Below are 22,324 nucleotides of genomic sequence, written 5' to 3'. Positions count from 1 at the left end.
CCACTTTTCGTAGGACTCAAAGGGCGGCACGGGGCCAATGGCGTTCTCTCCTTGTACACGGCAGTAATGTTGGAGCATCATGAGCGCCCTTCCAAGTCCCCCACCTTATGAACGTACCGTCGAAAACGACTCCATCCGTGTTTTGGACTTGTTTGCTGGCGCTGGTGGCTTGACTCAGGGCTTGTACGCTGGCTCTCGACGCTTTGTGACCGAACAGGCGATTGAAATCGACACTGCCGCGGCCGCGAGCTTCGCTGCCACTTTCGGGGACAAGGTCTACGCCGGGGCCATTGAAGAGTGGCTCGACGAGGGCACGGTTCCAAAGGTGGACGTGGTGGTAGGTGGACCGCCATGTCAAGGATTCTCCCTCCTAGGGAAGCGAGATCCGAATGACCTCAGGAACCACCTTTGGAAGGCATATGCAGAAACGATCGTTCAGGCGAAGCCAACGTACTTCGTCGTGGAGAACGTGCCTGCGTTTGGTAAATCAGGCCAGCTTCAGGACTTTATCGCGGCGACAGGTAGAAGAGGCATCCTCAGCGATTACGCTTTTCAGTGGAAAGTTCTAAATGCCGCCGATTATGGTGCTCCTCAGGCCCGAAAACGAGCCATACTGATTGGACATCACAGGGCCATCGACTTTCCTGGATTTCCGCCCACGACACATAGTGGACGTCATGTAACTGTTAAGGAAGCGCTGCAAGGCATTCCGTCTGCCACCAGGGGAACCAACCTTCCATCACGTTCCTCCTCCTTCAATGGGACCAAATTGGCCGGGCCTTTCATCACGGATGAACTGCACCTTGGCCGCGAATACAGACAAGAATCCCTCCAACGCTTCCAAGCAATTCCGGCGGGCGGAAATCGCTTCGACCTGCCAATTCATCTTCTAGCGCCCTGCTGGGTCGGACACACGTCGGGCTCAGGGGACGTTATGGGAAGACTCCGTTGGGACAAGCCGTCGGTAACCATCCGGACAGAATTTTTTAAACCTGAGAAGGGTCGATATCTACATCCCGTAGAGCATCGCGCCATAACCCACCTGGAAGCCGCAAGGCTGCAGGGGTTTCCAGGGGACCGCTTCTGGCTTGGCTCAAAAACTTCCATCGCCCGCCAGATCGGAAACGCGGTCCCAATCGCGTTGGGCGCGGCGATCGGACGGTTTCTTGCATCAAAATTGTGATCGCTGTCCAAATCCTGGTCGTAGTTCCATGAATGTCTTCTGGGCCTGGTAAAAACTGAAAAATTGTACGGAAGCCGGAGCAAAGGTGTTTTCGGTGCTAAAGGGGGAGCTGCGGTGCAGCCTACAGATCGTTGGGACGGACCAGACGGGCGTCTCGGAACCTGGCTCAAAGAGTTCAGCAAGAACACGCTAGATTCCTATCGCGTAAAGCCGGAGCTCGTCACCGAGCACGACAACCTGGAACGCAGCACTGTCGAGAGCGGATACGGCCGCAAACAGCTCAACGAGCTAGCCCAAAACGCAGCTGATGCAATGGAAGGCACGACCGGACGCGTCGCCTTTGTTCTGACAGACAGTGCACTTTACTGCGCAAACGAGGGTGCGCCGCTGGCCAAAGGCGGCCTAGAGGCACTCCTGATGTCCCACTCCTCCCAAAAGCGTGACGATAAAATCGGACGGTTCGGTTTAGGGTTCAAATCAGTACTCGAACTGACTGATGCACCCGAGATAATCAGCCGAACGATCTCCGTGCGCTGGCACCGTCATAGGGCTGCATCAGCTATATCGGAAATCGTTCCAGGCCGTAAGCACTACCCTGTTCTGCGAGTGGCCGAAGCTTTTGACCCAGCGGTCGCAGCGGCTGACGACTCCGTGCTCCGGGAACTGATGGCATGGGCGACATCAGTCGTTCGGCTGCCCATGACAGAGGTCCCTGACTGGCTCAACGATGAGTTCAAACTCTTTCCCAAAGAGTTCGTGCTCTTTGCCGATCAGATCAAGATGCTGGAGTTCGATAACCGACACGTCGGTGATCGTCGGTTCTGGCATGTGGAGCGGACCGGGTACCCTCACGGACGTGGCGAGCGTGTGGTTCTGCGGGCGGCCAGCGAAGAGGAGTCCTGGGACGTGTTCCATCTCCCCCATGTCCCCTCGGACGAGGCGATGAGAGACGCCGGAAGTATTGCCGCCCGCTCCGAGTTAAGAGTCTCTTGGGCAGTGCCCGTGAAGAACAGAGGGCGCGGTGTTGGCAAGATCTGGAATTATTTCCCTACGCAGTCCTTCACAACCCTGAGCGGAGTAATCAACGCTGCTTTCAAGCTTAATGAGGATCGCCAAAACATGCTGGCGGGAATTTACAACGAGGAAATTCTTACCAGAACACTCCCGCAGATCGTAGCGTTCGCACTGCCTGATCTGGTCGACCCGCAAGACCCTGGTAGTTTCCTGGACATCCTGCCTGCGCGTGGACGTGAAGCCCGTTCTTGGGCCGATGAGATCCTCAACAAACCTGTGATGACTACGGTTTCCCGGATGAACTTCGTCCCCGATAGGGCAGGTGTGCTGCGCCCACCGACCAGTCTAAATATTGAGCCCGAATTCGAGGACGCCAACCGGATAACGTCAATTTGGGATGCCTCCGTCGGCGAAGATCGGCCTTGGGCGCACCGTAGCCTTACCAGCACGCGGGATCGTAATGCGACGTTAAACCGACTTCTGGATATGGCTCAGAAAGAACGTTCCTCAACGCTCAAGTGGATAGAGGAAGTTGTCTTTCCCGGGACGACTGAAAGCTACTCCGCAGCTCTCAGAATCGCCGTCGAGATCAATCAACGTCATCCCGAACTCCAGCGTGACATGCGGTCGGCTCGGATCATCCCTGCCGCCGACGGTTCCCTTCAGCGTCCCGTGGCCACAGCCATTTTCCTGCCCATGGACGCCGATGACCTAGCTTCCAATTTCGTCTCGCCGGAGTTTGCCAATGCCGAAAAAGTGCGTGACTTGCTGCGAAAGCTGGACATCGGGCCCCTCAACGCCCAAGGACAGTTGAAGAAGGTCATAGCAGCCTTATCAACGGACGACACCGATCCTGTCACGCTAGAGTCCCTATGGACCCTTTCGCGATCTGTCCCCTTCCCCGATGCGCTCACCCTTTTGGAAAAAGGTCCGGGCATGTCCGTTCCCGTTCGCTGCGAAGACGGCGTCTGGCGTCCTGCCAGCAAAGTCTGGCTCCGCGGCGGCCTCTTTTCTCCTAACGGCGTCGAGGACGCAGCCCTAGTCGTCGATGGTAAATTTCATGAACCCGACGTGCGGATCCTTCACGCCCTAGGCGTTCCCAAGAATCTTATGGAGCCGGCACGTATCACTTCGGGCGCCTTGCACCAGGTGTGGAAAAGCGCTATCTCCCAGGCGATAGTTGCAATCTACCGGGATAAGCTGACGCCGGTTTCCGCCATGCACCTGTCCTTCGCGCACCCCTTTGCTACAAACGGACTTGAGCTTCTAATCGAAGCGAGCGCGGAGGTTCGTGCAAGGGCCACGGAGTGGGTCCTAAGTCAGCGTCACTATGACGTGGATGTGAAGATCAGCAACCAATACGTCGACGACCACAAGGTCCCCGACCCCGACATCTGGTGGGTGCGGGAACACGGGGCAGTCACGACTGCCTTCGGAATTGTGGACGTTCGGTACGCTGTTGCTTCGGTTGAGGGAATTCCGGACGGTTTTTTGCCAGTCCCCCAATTTGGCCGCAATGTTTTAGGTGATGTAGCGGCACTTCTCCAATTGCCTGTTAATCCTCATAAATTTAAGTGGCCCTTTATATACTCACTCGCTAACAAACAGCTGGAACTCACTCAATTGCATCAGCTGTACGGTCTGGCGGCCCACCACGGTTATCCGAAGCCACGGCAGATCTCAGTGAAGACCAGGTATGGCCGGTCCGAACAGCCGCTAGATGAGGCACGGGTCGCGGTTAATAAAAGGACCTATGATTATCTGGCGGAAAGCCGGGACACTTCTGTTCTCTGGGTGGAGCGCGAAGAACTCCGGCATGCGCTTGAGGACGAATGGGGGCTAGAGCCCATTGAGATTATTTTTGAGTCCACGCTTAAGTTCGAGCCTGTTGGAGACGAACTCACGCTGATGAAGCGCATACCTTTCGTTCAAGAAGGGGTACGCGGGATCTCGAAAATTGTAACGGTCCCGTGCTCTAGCCTCTACGTCGAGCATATGAATAGTGCTGGGGATCCGCCGAGCATCAGCCAACGGGAGACGGTACTTCAAAACGACTATTTCTACTACAAATCGGAACTACCTCAGCGCGTCTGGCTCCAGCAGCTGCTGGACGCCACCGGCAAGAAACTTTCCGCCCAGATGGTCTTGGCTAGCGCGAGCGCAGCCAAGAAAAGGTATGACCAGGACGCGCACCTCAAGGTCGTGCTCTCGAAGCAGAGCGACGAAGAAAAGTTACTAGCCCTTGTCGGCGAAGCAACAATCCGGAAGCTCATACCGGATCACGTCTATGAACTGGTAGACAGCCGTCTGAAGGACGAAGAGATGAGTGGGACGGAGCTGGTCCGTCTCGCGAGCACGCTCCACGGTGCCAGTCTTCTTCAAAAAATCAAGCCCTACCTGGAGCAACAAGGGATCAATACACCCGATCAGTTCAGGGGAAGCAGTGAGGCGAAGAAGTTCGTTGCAGGACTTGGCATCTCAGAAGACTTCGCGGGTCAGGCCAACGATCCGCGAAAGCCCGACCGCGAGGAGGCGGTTGGGCCGGTACGACTTAATCCAATGCACGATTATCAAGCCGACGTCAGCGCCCAAGTCAGGACTCTGTTGGCAGGTCAATCGCGGAATCGAGCAATTGTTCAGCTCCCCACCGGGGCAGGCAAGACAAGGGTGGCGGTCCAGTCGATTGTTGAACACGTAGGGACAGCGTACGGACACTCGCTAGTCGTGTGGATTGCACAGACGGAGGAACTTTGCGAACAGGCAGTGGATGCCTGGTTGTACGTCTGGCAAGGTGCAGGAGTGCCAGGCGAACGCATGGCCGTCAGCCGGCTCTGGGGCGGTAGGCGACCCAAGCCAGAGGAGACCCGGCTGCACGTTGTGGTGGCGACCATTCAAACATTGAGCAAAATGGCAGAAGAGAACCTCACTGACTTCAAATGGCTCTTCGCCGCCGATATTCTCGTCGTCGATGAGGCTCACGGAGCCATCGCTCCCTCCTACACGTCAGTATTCCGAGCCTTTGGACGGGGAAATACGGATCGCGGCAAACCTCTACTTGGCCTCTCCGCCACTCCCTTCCGTGGGATAAATGAGGCCGAGACTGGGCGGCTCGTGCGCCGCTTCGACGGGCATCTGCTGATGCCTACTCAATTCACCTCTGAAAATGCCCATAAGTATTTGCAGGGCATAGGCGTCCTGGCGCAAGTTCGACATAAAGCTTTGGATGGAATTAGCATCCAGCTCACTGGCGGTGCTGTACGCTCAGCCGGAGCCGACAGCGCAATGCTGGAGACGCGTATCGATCTCGAAGCTGTTGGAAGGAATCAAACCAGGAACGATGCGATTCTTGACCATGTGAAAGCGGTGGCGGAGCACTCGACTGCTCTCGTTTTTGCAGCATCCGTCAATCATGCTGAGGCACTTGCTGCGGTATTGACCCGAGAAGGCGCCAGGGCCGCTGCGATCTCGTCTAAGACCAGCCCGGCAGATCGCCGGCGGCAGATCGAGGACTTCCGTACAGGCAAAATTCGTGTTCTCACGAACTTTGATGTCCTGTCTCAAGGCTTCGATGCTCCCAAAGTTGGAGCAGTCTACGTCTGCCGGCCAACCTTCGCACCGAATAAGTATCTGCAGATGATTGGACGCGGCCTCCGGGGGCCCAAGAACGGGGGCAGCGACGAAGTCCTCATTGTCAACGTCAAGGACAACATCGAGAACTTCGGGGACAAACTTGCCTTTAACCACTTCGAGTACCTGTGGAATGAAAACCCGTGACGGAAGTAATCTCCCTCGATGCTAGCCAACTCGCTGTGGCAGAAGCGCAAACGTCTGACCGTCAATACGTCATTGCGGGCGCCGGTCAGGGTAAGACGCAGGTCCTTGTCTCCAGGCTGCAGTACTTAGTCGATGAAGAAGGCCTCAACCCCGCCGATGAAATCCTGGTGCTAAGTTTTTCTCGGGCAGCGGTCGAAGCCGCGCGAAAGCGTGCTTCTAGATCTGACCTGGATCAAGTAACTGTCAGAACATTCGACTCCCTCGCGTCGCTCATACTGCTGGAGCTCGGGGACGTGGACGAGCGCCATGATTCCTTTGAAGCGCGAATCCGGCAAGCAACAGCTCTCCTCGAGCAAGAAGGCCTGCCAGACAGCCTGTTAGCTGTGACGCACCTCTGCATTGATGAAGCTCAGGATTTGGTGGGTGATCGCGCGAAGCTCGCTGAGGCATTTATTGTCGCCGCGGGTGACGGTCTGGGAATCACGGTGCTGGGAGATCCGCTTCAAGGCATTTACGACTTTCAGCTCACCGAGTCGCATGACAAAACTACCGCGCGAAAATTCATGGAGCAGCTCGTAAAGGAGCACGGAGCTGAGCTGAGGCAGCTTGATAAGCACTACCGGGCGAAGAGCGAGCGGGCGCTCGAACTGATCACAGTTGGTAGCGCGATTCGGCAGGAACTAGAGCTAGGGCCAGCAACCCAAGGATCCTTCGAGCAGCTCGAGCGTTTCAGGACCAAGAGGCCTACATGTGATCCGTTTGAACTGCTATCTGGACTCCTTTACCCCGAGCCCGAGACCACTGCCATACTGTGCGCCACTAACTATGAAGTTCTTCGAGCCAGTGAAGTTTTAGCGGAGCTAGGCGTCGATCACACTGTTCGTAGACAAGCGCAGGAACTAGGCACGGCTCCGTGGGTCTGGGAAGCACTCGGAAGCCTAGAACCAACGGGTCATCACCGCGAAGACGTACTGGACCATCTGCGCCAAGCCGGGCGGCATGATCCTGAAGAGGATTGGCTGGCCCTCAAACAGAGCGAGGGGAATTCACGAGATTACAAAACACTCGATCTTGCTCGTCTCGGAAGGCGCATCATGAGCCGCTCGATTCCGGTTGCCCTCACTGTGAATGACATATGCCCCGTCACTATTTCCACCGTACACAGAGCAAAAGGTCTCGAATTTGACCACGTCATTTATATTGAACCCGATAACAACTTGAAAGATCTGCCAAACTATGACGAACTTACCCGTCGGACCTATGTAGCTCTTAGCAGAGCGCGAGACTGCATCGACTCAGGCAGGATCTCCAAGAGCAAAGCTCTCTACCGGAAGAAGCATGAAAAGACAGGGCGCTGGACGGAGATGCGTTTCGGCAAGCCTCAAGCATATGTAGGTAGGATGGAAATTCTTTCTATGGATGTGGCATCGGCTTCGCCTTACGCACCCGATTTGAATGGACCCGCCTTTCAGTCCAACATATTTGCTACACCCTTAGGATCCCAGATTACGGCAGTAAAAATTGTTAGTGGCGTTGATGGGCAGCCTTCTCGTTATGAATTCCGGAATGCTGAAGGCGCGCCCCTCGGTCTTAGCAGCGTAACTTTCGGATATGACGTAAAGAAGGTCTATCAAAAAGGACGAGTGTTTAACTGGCCGCAACGCTTCACTGGCTTGAGACTGGCGTCCGTTGAATGTGCCGCAGGCTCCCCTGATCAGACAGAGGAGGTCGGGCTTGGGAGGTCAGGCCTATGGCTCGTCCCCCGTTTTACCGGATTGGCTCGCGCCCATTGGAAGGACACGGAGTGAACACCCTCGCCAGCAAATACGCCTTCAGGAATGACATGGTCAACCGGCTTGAGCTGGACCTGTATGGCCCGGGGGCTGAAGATGAAGTTCTTACTGAACGTCCGCTCGACCGATACGTAACTGGAGTCCTTTGGCCAGCTTCAGATGACGTCCAGGAAGACGCGCCAGACGATGCTGAACTAGCTCCGAGTGGGGAGGACGCAGTCGATTCAGCTGTCGCTGCCAGTCGTATGACTTATCCATCAAGCATTGGCCTCACGTTCACCGTAGACGTTTCCAAGACCTCGCACGTGTCTGTGACCCCGCACGCGGCTAAGTACGTCCCCGTCGAGTATCCGGGCGAAAATCCTTTGCTCCGGTGGGTGAGAAAGCCAGTCGACTTCGGTATGGAGGTCCTGGACGTCCTCGCGCCCGGAACCATAGCCACTCCCCTTTCAGACAGTGAGCTGGAACTGCACGTGATCGTCCGGCCGTTGGTCGCTGGTACAGTGACCGTTACTGTGTCGCTGCGGAACAAGCTGCCTAAGCCCAGTACAGGCGACCGCGACGTGGCTTGCTGGTTCCAAGTAGGCATCGCAGCTGCGACAGACGTACCGGCATTCCGTGATCGCCAAATGCTTCATCAGGTGCTTGCAGCTGACGATGATCTAGCATCGGCACAGCTCCTTTACCGTCATGCTCAGAGCTTCGCGGCGGGCCATGGTTGCGCCGCGACCTGGTTGGACTCGGACGTTGCGGACGGACTCTGTTCGCGGGTGGAGACAACATTCCTCCCCCGTCAGGAAGTACACCGCGCCACAACGGGGAAGACGAAGGCAGATCTCTCATTCACCCGGCTCTCAAGTGATGACGCTGCTGATGTCATTTCCACGCTCGAAGATTTGGTGGATGATTACCGGCAGTGGATAAGCAGCAAGGAGACCAGCCTTGTGTCTCCGAAATCAGCGGCTGAAATCGTCCCGGAATTCCTTCGTTCGACGGCGGAGCGGCACCTTTCCGCGGCTGAGAAGGCTGCATCACGGATGCAGGCAGGCATCGATACCCTCCGCCTCGACAAAACCGCATTCCGTGCTTTCCAACTTGCCAACAAGGCGATGCATCTGCAGCGCTCTCGGCAGGACTGGGTACGCGACACGTCGACCGAGAAGGCTCCGTTCGCACTGGATGCGGAACAAAGCTGGCGCCCCTTCCAGATGGCATTTATCTTGATCAATCTTCCCTCGCTGACCGATAAAGATCATGGTGAGCGAGATATTGCCGACCTACTTTGGTTTCCCACAGGTGGTGGGAAGACCGAAGCTTACCTCGGCCTAATCGCTTACACGATCATCCTGCGCCGTATCAGAGATCCTCATGCCAAAGGCGTAGCGACGATCATGCGCTATACGCTCCGTCTTTTGACTATTCAGCAGTTTGAGCGCGCCGCTATGCTAATTTGCTCACTGGAGATGCTCCGGAAAGAACACCCGGAATTAGGTGAGTCAGGTCTTAGCGTCGGCTTGTGGGTTGGAAGCGCAGTCACACCCAACAGGCCAGAGGATGCTCGGGCAAATCTTCGGAAGCTCGCTATGGGTCAGGAAGTTATTGAGGGGAACCCAGTTCAGCTCACAGCCTGCCCTTGGTGTGGCAAAGTTCTCACGCATGAGGACTATTCGGTTCCGAAGTTCCCCGTCCTGCACATGAAAATCAAATGTCCGAATAGGCAGTGTGAATATTCAGATGGATTGCCTGTTCATCTCGTAGATTCGGATATTTATAGGGAGCGTCCAGAGCTCGTCATAGCCACCGTGGACAAGTTCGCCCAGATGGCATGGAACGGGGACATCCGGGCGATCTTCGGACGGACAAACTTCAATGACTATGGCCCCGACCTTGTCATTCAGGACGAGCTGCACCTCATTTCCGGGCCTCTTGGATCTACAGTGGGACTTTACGAAACCGCGTTCGATCTGGCGGCCAGCGACTTTCAACGACCAGGCTGCGAAAACAGCCAGAGACGACCAAAAGTTGTAGCATCCACGGCCACTATCCGCAGGGCCAGCCAACAAATCAAGGCCGTATTCAACAGAGAATCAGAGCTCTTCCCGCCGCCGGGCCTCGACCCGGACGACTCCTTCTTCTCGATGAAGGCAGCATCATCCCTTCTGGGGACCCGTGAATATGTCGGGGCCCTCGCGTCAGGAACGAGTCATGCAACGCTCATGGTTCGTGTATACGCTTCCCTCCTGAACTCAGCCGCTCGCATCGAGGCTGAGCCCGCAGATCGCGATCCATATTGGACATTGATTGGCTACTTCAACAGCCTCAGGGTTCTTGGAAGTGCGTCTCTGCAAGTCACGGATGACGTTGATGCGAGACTCGGGCTGCTCGCCGCTCGTGACAATCAGCCCAAGGCCGTCCGACGGGTCAGAGCCAGCGAGCTTACAAGCCGTATCCCCAGCAGTCAGATACCGACGAACCTCAAGAACCTCGAGCGGCCTTACCACCTGGGTTCGGCGGAGGACGTTGTCATGGCTACCAACATGATCTCGGTCGGTTTGGACGTAGACCGTCTAGGGCTCATGGCAGTAATGGGTCAGCCGCAGTCCAGCGCTGAGTACATCCAGGCAACAAGCCGCGTGGGGCGCAGGTGGCCAGGTCTCGTGGTCACGATATTCAATTCCTCGAAGTCTCGGGACAGGTCCCATTTTGAAGGCTTTGTCCCCTTCCACCAGGCTATGTACCGAGCCGTGGAGGCGACGAGTGCCACCCCATTCGCCGCCCGAGCGCGCGATCGGGCCCTACATGGTGTGCTGGTCGCGGCCATCCGCATGGTGGTAGGTGACCTGTCCAGTAACCAGGGCGCTGGGAAAGTGGAGTCTTACGGCGACCACTTGGAGCAGGTGGTCACGGCTATACTCGCCCGCGCTGAAGGGGTTGCTCCCGCGGAAGCGGACGCGGTGGAAACGGAGCTAGATTACCTCCGCAGTGTGTGGGGCAAGGAAGCTTCCCATAAAGCATCTTTGCAGTTCGAGGATCAGAGAAACAGCCAGAATGCACTGCTGATCAGATACACCAGGGCTCTTGAGCACGAGGACTTCGATTTTTCCCTGGAGGCCGCGCCCTGGGCCACCCCCGAAAGCATGAGAGACGTGGACGCGGTGACCCCGCTCCGTCAGGTGCCACCAAGAAGGGACTCCACGAATGTCTGAGTTCGCTATCCGCCGATCGCAAGTGCTTTCTACCTACGGCGTCGGTGGCCTAATGCCCGATGAGAATGCCAGCTACATGGTTGCCAGCCTGGATCAGTGGGACAGTGAGAGGCTCACCGAGATCCCTGAGCCACGTCTCGCCCGAGCCCTTGGGGTCTCGTCGCTGCGCCTTCCGTCGGCATCAAAGTACACCGGCCGCGTCCCTGTGATCAGATTCCCGTTCACTCAGAACTGCCCCAACTGCCATCGGCTCGGGACGCTCCAGGAACTCAAGTCCAAGTGGAACGAAGCCAGCTGTGGGATATGCAAGACCAAAGTGCCCCTCAGTCCATCTCGTCTAGTAATTTCTTGCGAAAACGGTCATCTTGACGATTTTCCCTACTACTACTGGGTTCATGGGGACTACTTCCCTGCGGATCCAGAGGAGCACGAGCTGAGCCTGAAATCGCTCGGACGCACCTCATCACTCGCCGACATCATCGTCTCCTGTTCCTGCGGGCGCAGGGAATCTTTGGGCGATGCTTTCACGCCCCAGGCCTTCAAAACTTTCAGGTGCCGTGGCCGGCGCATCTGGCTAGGTACTTCGGCCAATTATTCCGAACGTTCTTGTGACAAGCGCCCGCGGACCCTGCAGCGTGGTGCTTCCAACGTGTGGTTTCCCATGGTGTCCTCCGTGATTTCCATTCCCCCGTACTCAGAGTCCCTGGCTAAGGCCGTGTCCAAACACGCTGACTTCCTCAAGCAGCCAGAGGTCCTCACTCCTGCCGGGAGCTTTGCTATCAAGACTGTCGCCAATATCTACGGCGGAAAGTTCTCTGAAGACCAGATCCTTGCCGAAATCAAGCGGCAGTTTCATGATGAATCGGGTGAGCCTGATCTCAAGCTCCTGCGACGCCAGGAGTTTGAGGCCTTACTCGATGGACGTGAAGATGGGCCAGGACGCGACTTTGTCTGCCTTCACGAAGACGTCGACCCTAGGCTGCACAATATTGTTTCGGCTGTTCGACGGGTAACCCGGCTCCGAGAAGTCCGGGCATTGAACGGATTCAGCAGGTTGGTCGCTCCGTCTGAAGACAACCCCGACGTCAAAAAATGCGCTCTAAGCCCAGAAAACGAAACAGCTAGCTGGCTTCCAGCAATCGAAAACATCGGTGAGGGAATTTTCATCGCCCTAGATCGCACGCGGTTGAGCATCTGGGCAGAAGGGGAATTTGCCCTCAAGCGCAAGGATCTTCTGGACAAGAACGCCAAAAAGGCCGCCGCTCAGCGCAACCAGACCGCCGTACCTGTCGACATTGCCAAGGTTGCCGTCCATACACTCGCACACGTTCTAATTGATGAGCTGGCCCTCGATGCCGGGTATCCGGCATCATCCATTCGTGAGCGGCTGTACGTTGATGACACCATGGCTGGGATCCTTATCTTTACGGCGTCGGCCGACTCGGCGGGAAGCCTTGGTGGTCTAGCCGCCCAAGCCGACGCGGACGTCCTAGGTAACGTCTTCGTAGAAGGACTACGCCGACTTTCATGGTGTTCGGCCGATCCAGTTTGTATCGAGTCGACTGGGGCTGGAGCCGACGGGCGAAACTTGGCGGCATGCCACTGCTGTGTCTATCTCCCAGAAACTAGCTGCGAGCACTTCAATGGAAACCTGGACCGGGGCCTCTTGTTCGGCATAAGTCCATTGACGCGAGAGCAAGCGCTTTTCGCCGACCTGCTCGACGATGAGGAGTACAACGCTTCCGTCACGAGTGATAGTAAGGCTACCGACTGCGTAGTTGACGAAGCTTGGGAGGAGGCGCTCCAATCCGCGGACCCAGCAGTGCGAGGTCTCGGTAATCAGCTAAGCGCCCTCACCTCTGCCGTGCCTGATGTCGGCGCAGACTTCGGGCCGAATTGCGCCTGGATCGCGGACTTCATTTGGACTAACGAAAGGGTCGTAGTTGTCAGAGGTAATGACACGGAGCGTGATGCGTGGCTGGACACCAATGACTGGAAGAGGTTCGCGCCTGATGTTCCGGCGGCAACCATCGCCGCGGAGCTGCATTGACTTATCCGTACGACCACGCTGCGGGGCGCGCCAGGAAATCGATCGCTGAGAGGTACTGTTAGCACACTATGACTACAACCAGGGTGGCCGAGAGCCCGGAAGCAAACTTCAACGCTCTGCTGGGTGTGGCAGTGAAAGTTCCCGGGGTGCGAATCGACAGGGACGTTTATCTGCGGGCGGCGCTAGCTCGATACTGCACCGATGATCAGATCTTCAACGCAATTAGCGGCACTCCCGCGGCAGCGGGCATCCCACTGGAAACCTTGAATAAAGCAGCGGACGACTCGATCAAGTACGAAACTGCCAAAGTCACCGTGCTGTCTGCAGCGGCGGGAATACCCGGTGGTTTTGCCGTGATCGGCACGGTACCTGCGGATATGGCGCAATATATGGCGCACATGCTCCGGATTGCTCAGAAGCTCGCGTACCTGTACAGCTGGCCCGATCTTTTTTCTGGCGACGGCAACGAAATGGACGATGCAACCAAAGCGGTGCTGACCCTCTTCATTGGTGTGATGTTTGGGACGCAGGCGGCAAACAAGGGCGTTGCGAAGGTCGCAGATATGGTTGCGAAGCAGGTCATCCGGCAACTGCCGCAGCAGGCGCTTACCAAGGGTGTTATTTACCCCATCGTGAAGAAAGTCGCGGGTCGCCTGGGTATCGAAATGACCAAGAAGGTCTTTGCTCAGGGGGTCGCTAAAGTTGTGCCCGTTGTCGGGGCAGTCGTGTCTGGCGGTTTTACTTGGGCTACCTATCTTCCTATGTGCAAGAGACTCAAGAATCATCTCTCGAGCTTGGAGCTCACAAAGCCACGGCAAGAAGAACCCGTTCCAGAGCCGGACGTCGTGAAGGCGTCTAGCTGAAGTTCTTTTCAGCTAGACGCGCCTATTCCGGGACGGCGCGGAGTACGTCACATCACCGCCCCTGGAATGGCGTGCCCTGATAATCAGGTGCTGCAGGCTCCCGCATTTGGTCTGGTCCGGGCTGCCGGTCGAAGCGAGGAGCGTGAGCCTGTAGTGATCCAGGTTTCTGTTGACCCCGACAACTTGCGACCGCCGTCAGGCCAGCAGTCCGTCTGGGACCACCGCGGCCGACGCCTACTACCGCGCCTCGGGACGGCTCGCCGCGGGCACTGCCGAATCACATCCTCGTCCGTGCGCCATGGCTGACGGACCTGACAATCCACAAGAGGTCAGACGACGGAGCCCCTCCCTAATTGCGGAGAAACAAAGCGGCTACCACTAGCCCGGGAGACGTCTCGTATCCCAAGGGATGGAGGACAGTTTCTGTGGGTCGATTTGTCCAAGACTGTATCCAGCGCGGACTAGCATCACCAATGTCGTTTACGGTTTTCGGCTGGATGTCCGTCAACTGTCGTCGCTATTGCGTCATACGCCACTGAATCCGTAGGCGGGTCGAGCCTCCAGCATCCGTCAGTCACTATGACGCCGACCAACGGGACGTCTTCGCCGCCGATTTGGACATACGCTGATCCAGCGTTTTGGTCGGTGCTGGGCCCGGTTCCCAATGGCGTCCTTGGCTCCGCCGCAAGCTGCGTCGCATCTTCCGTAACGAGCGGGACCTCGAGCTGGCCCCTCTTCGTGCGATGCCAGCGCCGCGCGAGCTGTTTGCCTCCGGGAAGTACCTTGCTACGCCACAGCTCCTTCGCCTGCGGGATGACGACTTTCTGGGCGAAGGGTATTACAAGATTGTCGACGACAAGATTGGCAATTTCGGCGTATTCCTTGCGACGCAGCTCCTCGGCCTCTTCTTCGCGCCTGAGCCGTGCCTCATGTTCGCGATTCAGCCACTCGTCGAACTCGCGATCGGCCTCGGGCTCGTTTGCTGGCTCTACAAGCCTGGGATTACGGTATTGGGTGATGAGGGAACCGTCAGCGTTCCGAGCCCCGCCCGAGCTTAAGGAGTCGAGGGGTATGAAGTTTCCGTCCTTGTCGTACTGCGCAACGTCAACCAGCACTTGCCGAAACTTGGACTTCTCACTACTCATTGCCCCTCCAATGGCTCAAGCTGAGCCTATACCTTGAGGTGGCGGGGGCCTAGCTGTTGGCTAATTCCTGATGAGTCCGCCTCTCCGTACCTACATGTGCGGACTGCTTCTATACCCATAAGAACTGGTGGACAAGTGGAGGTGTCGAGATACTCCGATCAACAAGCTGGAATGCCTCCTCGTCCGGACGGGAGGGCAACGCCCGCATTGAGATAGTGGTCCCAGTGCCCAGTAATGCGATGCAGGCAGTTGCGTCTTCCTTATCGGCACGACTGACGACGGCCCCTACAGCCGCCGCTGCCTGAACATCGGGAACGACTCGCGCACCCGGGCCACCGTCTCCAGCGAAACCTCCGCCACCCGCACCCCGGGCTCCAGCCCAAGGTCTGCCTCAACAACCCCCATCGGATCCACCAGCACGCTCCGCCCCACCGACACCGGCGGCGCCTGGCACACTCCGGCCACGTACACGCTGTTCTCGATCGCCCGCGCCGCGTTCAGCGCCAGCCATTGCTCCGTCTTGTGCTCCCCCGGCACCCAGGACGAGCAGACCAGCAGGACCTGAGCACCGGCGTCGGCCAGTGACCTTGCAAGCTCCGGGAACCGCAGGTCGTAGCAGGTCATCAGCCCGAACCGGACTCCCCCGTGCTCGAACACCACCGGATCAGTGGACGGTCCTGGCTTGATGAACGTCGATTCCCCGAAGCCTTGGGCGTCGAAAAGGTGGATCTTCCGGTAGGAAGCCAGCCGGCCGCCGTCGGGCCCGAACGCCACCAAGGTGTTGTATGCCCTGCCCGGCTCATCCGAGGTCTCCACCACGCCCGCCATCAGCGCGATGCGGTGGCGGCGGGCAATCTCGGCGAGCTCCCGGCAGACGGGTCCATCGAGCGGCTCGGCCACCTGCGGAAACGTGGCGTCCACCTTCTTCTTCTCGTAGGTGGCGTATTCGGGGAAGGCGACCAGCGCGGCGCCGTCGCGCGCTGCCTCGGCGGCGAACCGCTCGATCGCGGCGAGGTTGGCCTGGATGTCGGCGCCCGACTCCAGCTGCCCCAGCGCAATCCTCACAACTGTTCCTTCCCTCGGCCCACCGGCCACACGACAAACGAAACAGGCTCAGGCGGCGGCCTCGACCGTCGCCTTCTCCGTGGCCGTCATCTCCGGCGGCGACGCCTTGAAGCCGCGCGTGATCAGGGCCAGGACCAGCACGCCCAGCACCAGCCAGGACACACCCAGCGTAATGGCGTTGCTGTCCAGCTGGGAGAGCAGATAGGCGCAGATGATCGCGCCGATCACCGGGACCACCACGTAGGACACCGGGTTCAGCTGCTGCCCGGCCCGGCGCTGGCGCACATAGTGGAACACCACCGAGGCGTTCACCAGCGTGAAGGCGGTGAAGGCACCAAAGTTGATGAACGACGTCGACGTGGCCACGTCCAGGAAGACCGCGATCAGGCCCACGATGCCCGTGACCACCAGGTTCGCCACCGGGGTGTGGAACTTCTCGCTCAGCCGGCCGAAGACCGCCTTGGGCAGGACGGAGTCGCGGCCCATCGCGTACAGCAGGCGGGAGGCGCTGGCCTGCGCGGCCAGGCCGGAGGCGAACTGCGCCACCACCAGGCCCGCCAGGAACACGGCGCCGAACAGCTGCCCGCCGATCTGCAGGGCGATGGAGCTGGCCGCGGAGGCCGAGTCCTCGAACACGCCGCCGGGGTGGACCAGCTGGGTCACGTAGGACACCGCCACGAAGATGCCGCCGCCGATCAGGGCCACGAGCATGATGGCGCGCGGCACGGTCCGGCGCGGGTTGATGGTTTCCTCGGTGAGGGTGGTGACGGCGTCGAACCCCAGGAACGAGTACGCGGCAATGGCCGCGCCGGCGGAAATGGTGGCGAAGCTGGCGGTGTCATTGAAGAACGGCTGCCCGCTGGCCAGTCCCCCGGCGCCGTTGGCGGACACCACGCTGCCGATGGCCAGCGCCACGAAGAACACCAGGACCAGCAGCTGGAACGCCATCAGCACGTAGTTGGCCTTGTCCGCCACCTTGATCCCCAGGATGTTCAGCAGCGTGGTGATGACGATGAAACCCACGATCCAGACGCCGATGGGGATGCCTGGGAACTGGGCGCTCAGGTACGAGCCGCCGATGAGCCAGATGACCATGGGCAGGAAGAGGTAGTCGAGCAGCACGGCCCAGCCCACCAGGAACCCCACCCGGGAATCGATGGAGCGGCGGACGTAGGTGTAGGCGGAGCCGGCCACAGGGTAGGCGATGGCCATCCGGCCGTAGCTGTGCGCGGTGAACAGCATGGCCACGAGCGCCACGAGGTACGCGGCGGGCGCGGCGCCGCCGGTGGTTTCGGCGATGATGCCGAAGATCCCCAGGACGATGATGGGAGTCAGGTACGCCAGCCCGAACAGGACCAGCGAGGGCAGCTTCAGCGTGCGGGTGAGGGTTGTTGTCACGGTGTTTCCTTACGGCTTGTAGGACGGCGGTGTCCAGGTGGCCGGATTGATCCGGCCTTGGTAGACGGAAAGTTCGACGGCGGGCTCGCCCTCGCGGAACTGCGACCAGGGGCGGTTGAGGTTCTCCGTGCCGTGCGTCCGGACGCGGTCGACGGCGGCAAGGTCCAGTTCCGCGGTGAGCAGCTGCGGTTGGTCATCTGTTGCTTCTGTGAGGGTGTTTCCCTCCGGGTCCACGATGATGCTCTTGCCCTGGCCTGTGGGGCCGGCGCAGTTGACGCTGACCATAAACACCTGATTGACGATGGCGTTGGCCTTGGCGAGAATCAGTTCCTGTTTCCGGTCCGGGGTGGTGGTTTTGACGACGTTGAGGATCACGTCGGCGCCCATCCAGGCGAGCTGGCGGGACACCTCCGGGTACCAGGCGTCGTAGCAGATGTTCAGGCCCACCCTGCCGATGCCGGGCAGGTCCACGGTGGTGAACTTGTCGCCCGGGTCGTACGGCTCAAACGGGCGCCAGGGGAAGATCTTGCGGTAGTAGCCGGCCAGCTCCCCTTCTGGGGACAGGACCAGTTGGGTGTTGAACAGCTGCCCTTCCGGGCCGCGCTCGCAGACACTGCCCGGGACGAGCCAGATGTTGAGGTCTTTGGCGAGCTGCTTGAGTTCTTTGACCCGCGGCCCGTGGAGTGGTTCGGCGGAGGCCTGGAGCATTTCGGTTCTTTGCAGGTCCGGGTCTTCGTCGCCGAAAAGGTGGAGCTCGGGGAAGACGACCAGCTTGCTGTGCGGCTGGGCTTCGAGGGCTTTCTTGACCTCGTCCGCGAAGGCCGAGACGGGTTCGCCGATGAGCCGCGGCCGAACCTGGGCAGCGATGAGGGGAAGGATGCGTTGCATGGGTTTGTCTCCGCGTTGGGGTGTGATCCGGGTTATATTAGATCAGAATGAACCAATAAAGGAAAGGGGGCGGCGTGGGCCGTAAGGTAGCGGATATGACCCGTCAGCTGGAACACACCGCCGAGCCCTCACGTCTTGGTGCCGGAAGGATGCCCGGGACGGACCGGCGTAGTGCCATTGACGCCGTACGGCTGCGGATCGGGATGGCGATTTCGTTGGGCCTCTTGAAGCCTGGCGAGCGGCTGCCGGATCAGGAGGATGTCGCCCTCGGCCTGTCGGTCAGTCCGATCACGGCGCGGCGCGCTTTGGCGAGCTTGGCGGAGCAGGGCGTGGTGGTCCGCCGGCGCGGCCGGGCGGGCGGAACGTTTGTGGCGGATTCGCCACCTCCGGATGTGCTGGCGGAACTTTCGGCGTCGCCGGCGGAGTCCCAGGCCGTGAACCGTTTGGTAGACCGGCGGCTGCTGTTCGAATGCGCCGTGACGCACTACGCCGCTGTTAATGCCACGGCCGAGCAGCTTAATGAGCTGGAGCGGCTGACCCACCACATGGCGGAGGCCACGGACTGGTCCGTCTACCATCAGGCGGACGAGAGGTTCCATCAACTGGTGGGGACGGCGTCAGGGATGGGCACAGCCGTCGACGTGTATCACGAGACTCTCGCAGAGCTCTACGACTACTTCATCCCCTACCCGATCGAGAAGCTCCACAAGTCCAACCACGACCACATCGAGTTGGTTGCAGCCCTCCGGGCCGGCCGCGTCGAGGAGGCCGTCGAAGTCTCCCGGAAGCACGTGGACATCCTGCACCGGACGATGTTTATGGGACTGGCGCAGGGCGGAGTGCCGGCAAGCCCCAGGGCTGAAGGAAGCGGCCTGCAGCTATAACCCTGCATCGACATCACGCAATCCCTCGTCGTGCCTGGCTATGTCTACCGAGCCTGTACGGCAAGATGTCCTCGTGGATGACTTCGTAATCAGCGCGGAAGAGGCTGCTGTAATTATTGGGATAAATCCGAAAACCTTACGACAAAGGCTTCGTGATGAACGGCCTCCAGGTGCCCGGCAAATTCCTCCACAGCATGGAGGAAACTGGTTTCTTAGGCCGAGTTACGTCGAACAACTCACTGCCGAACGCGGGCGGCGTATCCCTAAACCGCTGGCGCCTCCGGCCGACCCACCCATTCCAACCCATCTACCAACAGTTGAAAGGCCTAGAGTTCGGCCCGCTCTCGACCCTGCCGTCGTTAAACCCACGCACGGCACTTGGTCCGAGTGGATCCCGTTCGACGATGCCCTTAGAGTCGCACCGCGATTCCCCGGCGTTTACATGTTCCGGATTGCAGCAGAGCCCCAGCGCGGCCCCGTTTATATCGGGATGGCCGGAGAACGGAAAGGCAACGGCCTACGTGGCCGCCTAGCCATTTACGCCAGCGGCAAGGGAGCCGGTTCCGGTTTAGGAGAGCATGCCTTTGACAGAGCCCTGGAGGACCCGAAGTGGCTCCAAGCACGGCTGGATGAATCTCTTGAGGGTAGACCCCTGAGGGCAAAGGCCGCGGCCCGTTCAGCAATTGATCATGCAGGTCTCGAGGTTCGTTGGCAGACGGTCGAGACAAGAGCGCTCGCGCTCCAGTTGGAAGCCCAACTCATCACCGAACACCGTGCTCAGCTCTGGAATCGCTGACCATCACGGTTTGATGCCAAACACACTGTTTCCCCGCTAACCTCAAGAGTGCAGGATTTCGTTGCTCGAAGCCAGAGCTTGAAAGACTTTGAACTGAAGAGAGGCCTATATGGACACGAATGTTAAAAACCTTCAGGAAGTATTTCAGGCTGGCCAACGCATCCTCGTTCCACTTTTTCAACGACCTTATGTGTGGAATGAAGAACGACAATGGGCACCATTGTGGGAAGACATTGAAAGACTGGCTGGCCGAGTTGCAGTCGATGGTGATGCCGTGGAACCCCACTTCATGGGCGCAGTGGTCCTGCAAAAGGTCTCGGGAGCCGCAGCAGTCCAAACCCGATCAGTCATAGATGGGCAACAGCGTCTGACGACGCTCCAATTAATCTTCCATGCCGCGTTTCGTGCTATCGGTGAGTATGGGATACAAGAAGCCGAGTATCTCAGGGCTCATTTTCGAAATAGCGAAACCTTCTTAGGTCCGGCTGATAGATACAAATTGACCCCCACCACTCGTGACCAAGAAGAATATCTGGCCATCATCATGGCTGGAGATGTAGAACCGTCGGTGGCGGTAACAGCTGGGTCACATGGTCTATTGACCGCAGGGCATTCCTTCTTCTTAGAACGGATTCGCTCCTGGCTTGAGCTTGGAGATCCGATCGAACGCGCCAAGATTCTCACGCGAACACTAATCCACAAACTAACTCTCGTGGCTATCGAGCTAGAGCATAACGAAGACTCCCAGCAAATTTTTGAGACCTTGAATGCCCGCGGCACGCCCCTCACCGGAGCAGACCTGATCAAGAACTTCGTCTTCCAGCGGCTGGATCTCGACCAGCCGGAGACTGAATCGATGTACCAGAAGTACTGGGCGCATTTCGAAACCTCCTTTTGGGAAAAAGAAGTAAGTATCGGACGCGTTGCGTCCCCCCGGATCTCCCTCTACCTAAGCCAATGGCTCATCTCTCAGACCGGATCTGAAGTACCAACTAGCGAGGTCTTCCGAAAATTTAAGCAGTTTGCGGACCGCAGGTCGGGCCAAGCGACCTTAGACATGCTTTCTCACATCGACGCCTGCGCCGTGAGCTACAGGTCGTGGAACGAAGCAGCGGAAGACAAATCGAGCGATCTGAACCGGTTGGAACTCTTTGCCTACAGAACGTCAGTACTGGGAACACAAAGTGCCGGGCCGCTCCTCATATGGGCGTTAGACCCAAGAAAGGCCTCCATTCCCCAGGCGCAACTGACCCGGTTTCTTGTCTCCTTGGAAAGCTGGCTCGTTAGGCGCGCGCTAATGCGGTCGGGGAATGCAGGCATCGGACAATTCGTGGCGGGGCTGATCACCCGGCTCGAGGATTCCTCTCGTGACTACGCTGGAGACACACTTACGGATCTACTTACGGAATCAAGCGCACCGAATCTGGCTTGACCATCTGATAAGGACCTTAAAGCCGAGCTTCTTGAGGCTCCTGTCTACAGGAGATTCAGGAGATCACTCCTCCAAATGGTGCTCGAGTCAGTAGAAGATCACTACAGAGGTTACGGAACCTCGAGGTCATCCTTCACTGAGGGTAGGGTCCGCCGAGGAATGCACTCCATCGAGCACTTGTTGCCGCAGAGCTGGCGGCGTAACTGGGGTGTCGGCGACGACGCTCTGCAGCAAATGGAACGGGACAAGCATATCCACCGGCTCGGGAACCTGACCTTAGTGGCGGGCGGTTTGAACAGCAAAGTTTCCAACGGTCCGTGGGCTGGGCCCGGGGGCAAGCTAGAAGCACTTAACGAGCACAGCGTCTTGCTGATGAATCAGCAGCTTGGGTTGTTGGGCGCCAACGGATGGGATGAAGAGGCGATCGACAAAAGGACGTCGGCCCTGCTTGAAGACATATTCAGTATCTGGCCCGTACCCGAGCGAGCCCTTGGCGTAAACCAGGGTGAGTTCCGGGGAGACGCCATCCATGATGTGTCGGTAGCGGACCTTATACAGGCAGGATTGCTGACTGTTGGGCAAGAAATTTACACACGAGGTACAGAAGCATCGGAATCAGCCACCATTCTTGCGAATGGCTTCATATTGGTACTAGGAGTCCCTTTTGAAACGCCGTCGGGCGCGGCGAAGCGACTAACAGGACGCGCTGCCAATGGCTGGACGTTCTGGATGGTAAATCGGGAGCGCGGGGTGACACTTGCCACCCTTCGCAGTCAACTGGAGAACTCGCGAGTCGCTCCAAAGGAGTAGCAGCAGCCCATACTTCGCATAGC

13 protein-coding genes and 1 pseudogene are annotated in these 22,324 nt (G+C 58.4%); 10 read left to right on the top strand and 4 right to left on the bottom strand.

Features of this window, described 5'->3' with window-relative positions:
- The first annotated feature begins 79 nt into the window (after positions 1 to 79).
- The 6 genes from AC5RWA_RS16510 to AC5RWA_RS16485 all read left to right on the top strand — a co-directional run bounded on the left by AC5RWA_RS16510 (position 80) and on the right by AC5RWA_RS16485 (position 13,883).
- Positions 80 to 1,183 (top strand): DNA cytosine methyltransferase, encoded by a 1,104-nt coding sequence (locus tag AC5RWA_RS16510; protein WP_494058358.1) that lies wholly within the window; start codon positions 80 to 82, stop codon positions 1,181 to 1,183.
- A 114-nt stretch (positions 1,184 to 1,297) separates the two neighbouring features.
- Positions 1,298 to 5,971, top strand: a complete 4,674-nt coding sequence (locus tag AC5RWA_RS16505; protein ID WP_494058357.1) for a DEAD/DEAH box helicase — start codon at positions 1,298 to 1,300, stop codon at positions 5,969 to 5,971.
- Positions 5,968 to 7,779, top strand: coding sequence for a UvrD-helicase domain-containing protein (locus AC5RWA_RS16500; protein WP_494058356.1), 1,812 nt, complete (start codon positions 5,968 to 5,970; stop codon positions 7,777 to 7,779). Before AC5RWA_RS16505 ends, AC5RWA_RS16500 begins: the two co-directional genes overlap by 4 nt.
- Positions 7,776 to 10,970, top strand: coding sequence for a helicase-related protein (locus AC5RWA_RS16495; RefSeq protein ID WP_494058355.1), 3,195 nt, complete (start codon positions 7,776 to 7,778; stop codon positions 10,968 to 10,970). The genes AC5RWA_RS16500 and AC5RWA_RS16495 overlap by 4 nt, the downstream gene beginning before the upstream one ends.
- The gene (drmB, locus tag AC5RWA_RS16490) at positions 10,963 to 13,020 is read left to right on the top strand and encodes a DrmB family protein (RefSeq protein WP_494058354.1); all 2,058 of its coding nucleotides are present in this window, start codon (positions 10,963 to 10,965) and stop codon (positions 13,018 to 13,020) included. The genes AC5RWA_RS16495 and drmB overlap by 8 nt, the downstream gene beginning before the upstream one ends.
- Positions 13,021 to 13,088: 68 nt before the next feature.
- Positions 13,089 to 13,883, top strand: coding sequence for a hypothetical protein (locus AC5RWA_RS16485; RefSeq protein ID WP_494058353.1), 795 nt, complete (start codon positions 13,089 to 13,091; stop codon positions 13,881 to 13,883).
- Between the two features lie 467 nt (positions 13,884 to 14,350).
- Here AC5RWA_RS16485 and AC5RWA_RS16480 read toward each other — a convergent pair whose 3' ends face one another.
- The 4 genes from AC5RWA_RS16480 to AC5RWA_RS16465 all read right to left on the bottom strand — a co-directional run bounded on the left by AC5RWA_RS16480 (position 14,351) and on the right by AC5RWA_RS16465 (position 18,379).
- Positions 14,351 to 15,028: a hypothetical protein gene (locus tag AC5RWA_RS16480; protein WP_494058352.1), complete on the bottom strand. Its 678-nt coding sequence runs from the start codon at positions 15,026 to 15,028 to the stop codon at positions 14,351 to 14,353.
- A gap of 285 nt (positions 15,029 to 15,313) precedes the next feature.
- The gene (locus tag AC5RWA_RS16475) at positions 15,314 to 16,093 is read right to left on the bottom strand and encodes a carbon-nitrogen hydrolase family protein (protein WP_494058351.1); all 780 of its coding nucleotides are present in this window, start codon (positions 16,091 to 16,093) and stop codon (positions 15,314 to 15,316) included.
- 48 nt (positions 16,094 to 16,141) lie between these two features.
- Positions 16,142 to 17,491, bottom strand: coding sequence for an APC family permease (locus tag AC5RWA_RS16470; RefSeq protein WP_494058350.1), 1,350 nt, complete (start codon positions 17,489 to 17,491; stop codon positions 16,142 to 16,144).
- A gap of 9 nt (positions 17,492 to 17,500) precedes the next feature.
- On the bottom strand, positions 17,501 to 18,379 hold the full coding sequence (locus AC5RWA_RS16465) for a carbon-nitrogen hydrolase family protein (RefSeq protein WP_494058349.1): 879 nt from the start codon (positions 18,377 to 18,379) through the stop codon (positions 17,501 to 17,503).
- 95 nt (positions 18,380 to 18,474) lie between these two features.
- Here AC5RWA_RS16465 and AC5RWA_RS16460 point away from each other — a divergent pair, with 95 nt between their 5' ends.
- From AC5RWA_RS16460 to AC5RWA_RS16445, 4 genes and pseudogenes are all read left to right on the top strand, one after another.
- Positions 18,475 to 19,263 (top strand): FadR/GntR family transcriptional regulator, encoded by a 789-nt coding sequence (locus AC5RWA_RS16460; protein WP_494058348.1) that lies wholly within the window; start codon positions 18,475 to 18,477, stop codon positions 19,261 to 19,263.
- A gap of 905 nt (positions 19,264 to 20,168) precedes the next feature.
- Positions 20,169 to 21,491: a DUF262 domain-containing protein gene (locus tag AC5RWA_RS16455; protein WP_494058347.1), complete on the top strand. Its 1,323-nt coding sequence runs from the start codon at positions 20,169 to 20,171 to the stop codon at positions 21,489 to 21,491.
- Between the two features lie 12 nt (positions 21,492 to 21,503).
- Positions 21,504 to 21,932, top strand: a pseudogene (locus AC5RWA_RS16450) (HNH endonuclease family protein); the annotation flags it as partial.
- 93 nt (positions 21,933 to 22,025) lie between these two features.
- Positions 22,026 to 22,301: a restriction system modified-DNA reader domain-containing protein gene (locus AC5RWA_RS16445; RefSeq protein ID WP_494058435.1), complete on the top strand. Its 276-nt coding sequence runs from the start codon at positions 22,026 to 22,028 to the stop codon at positions 22,299 to 22,301.
- The last annotated feature ends 23 nt before the right edge of the window (positions 22,302 to 22,324 follow it).

Source organism: Arthrobacter sp. 210 2 (genome assembly GCF_059093025.1).
This window is presented reverse-complemented; position numbering and strand designations above follow the sequence as displayed.

What these genes read in the sequence shown, in the direction of transcription:
- AC5RWA_RS16455 (WP_494058347.1), top strand. Translation starts at nt 20,169, where the DNA reads ATGGACACGAATGTTAAAAACCTTCAGGAAGTATTTCAGGCTGGCCAA.
- AC5RWA_RS16485 (WP_494058353.1), top strand. Translation starts at nt 13,089, where the DNA reads ATGACTACAACCAGGGTGGCCGAGAGCCCGGAAGCAAACTTCAACGCT.
- AC5RWA_RS16465 (WP_494058349.1), bottom strand. Translation starts at nt 18,379, where the DNA reads ATGCAACGCATCCTTCCCCTCATCGCTGCCCAGGTTCGGCCGCGGCTC.
- AC5RWA_RS16460 (WP_494058348.1), top strand. Translation starts at nt 18,475, where the DNA reads ATGACCCGTCAGCTGGAACACACCGCCGAGCCCTCACGTCTTGGTGCC.
- AC5RWA_RS16480 (WP_494058352.1), bottom strand. Translation starts at nt 15,028, where the DNA reads ATGAGTAGTGAGAAGTCCAAGTTTCGGCAAGTGCTGGTTGACGTTGCG.
- AC5RWA_RS16510 (WP_494058358.1), top strand. Translation starts at nt 80, where the DNA reads ATGAGCGCCCTTCCAAGTCCCCCACCTTATGAACGTACCGTCGAAAAC.
- drmB (WP_494058354.1), top strand. Translation starts at nt 10,963, where the DNA reads ATGTCTGAGTTCGCTATCCGCCGATCGCAAGTGCTTTCTACCTACGGC.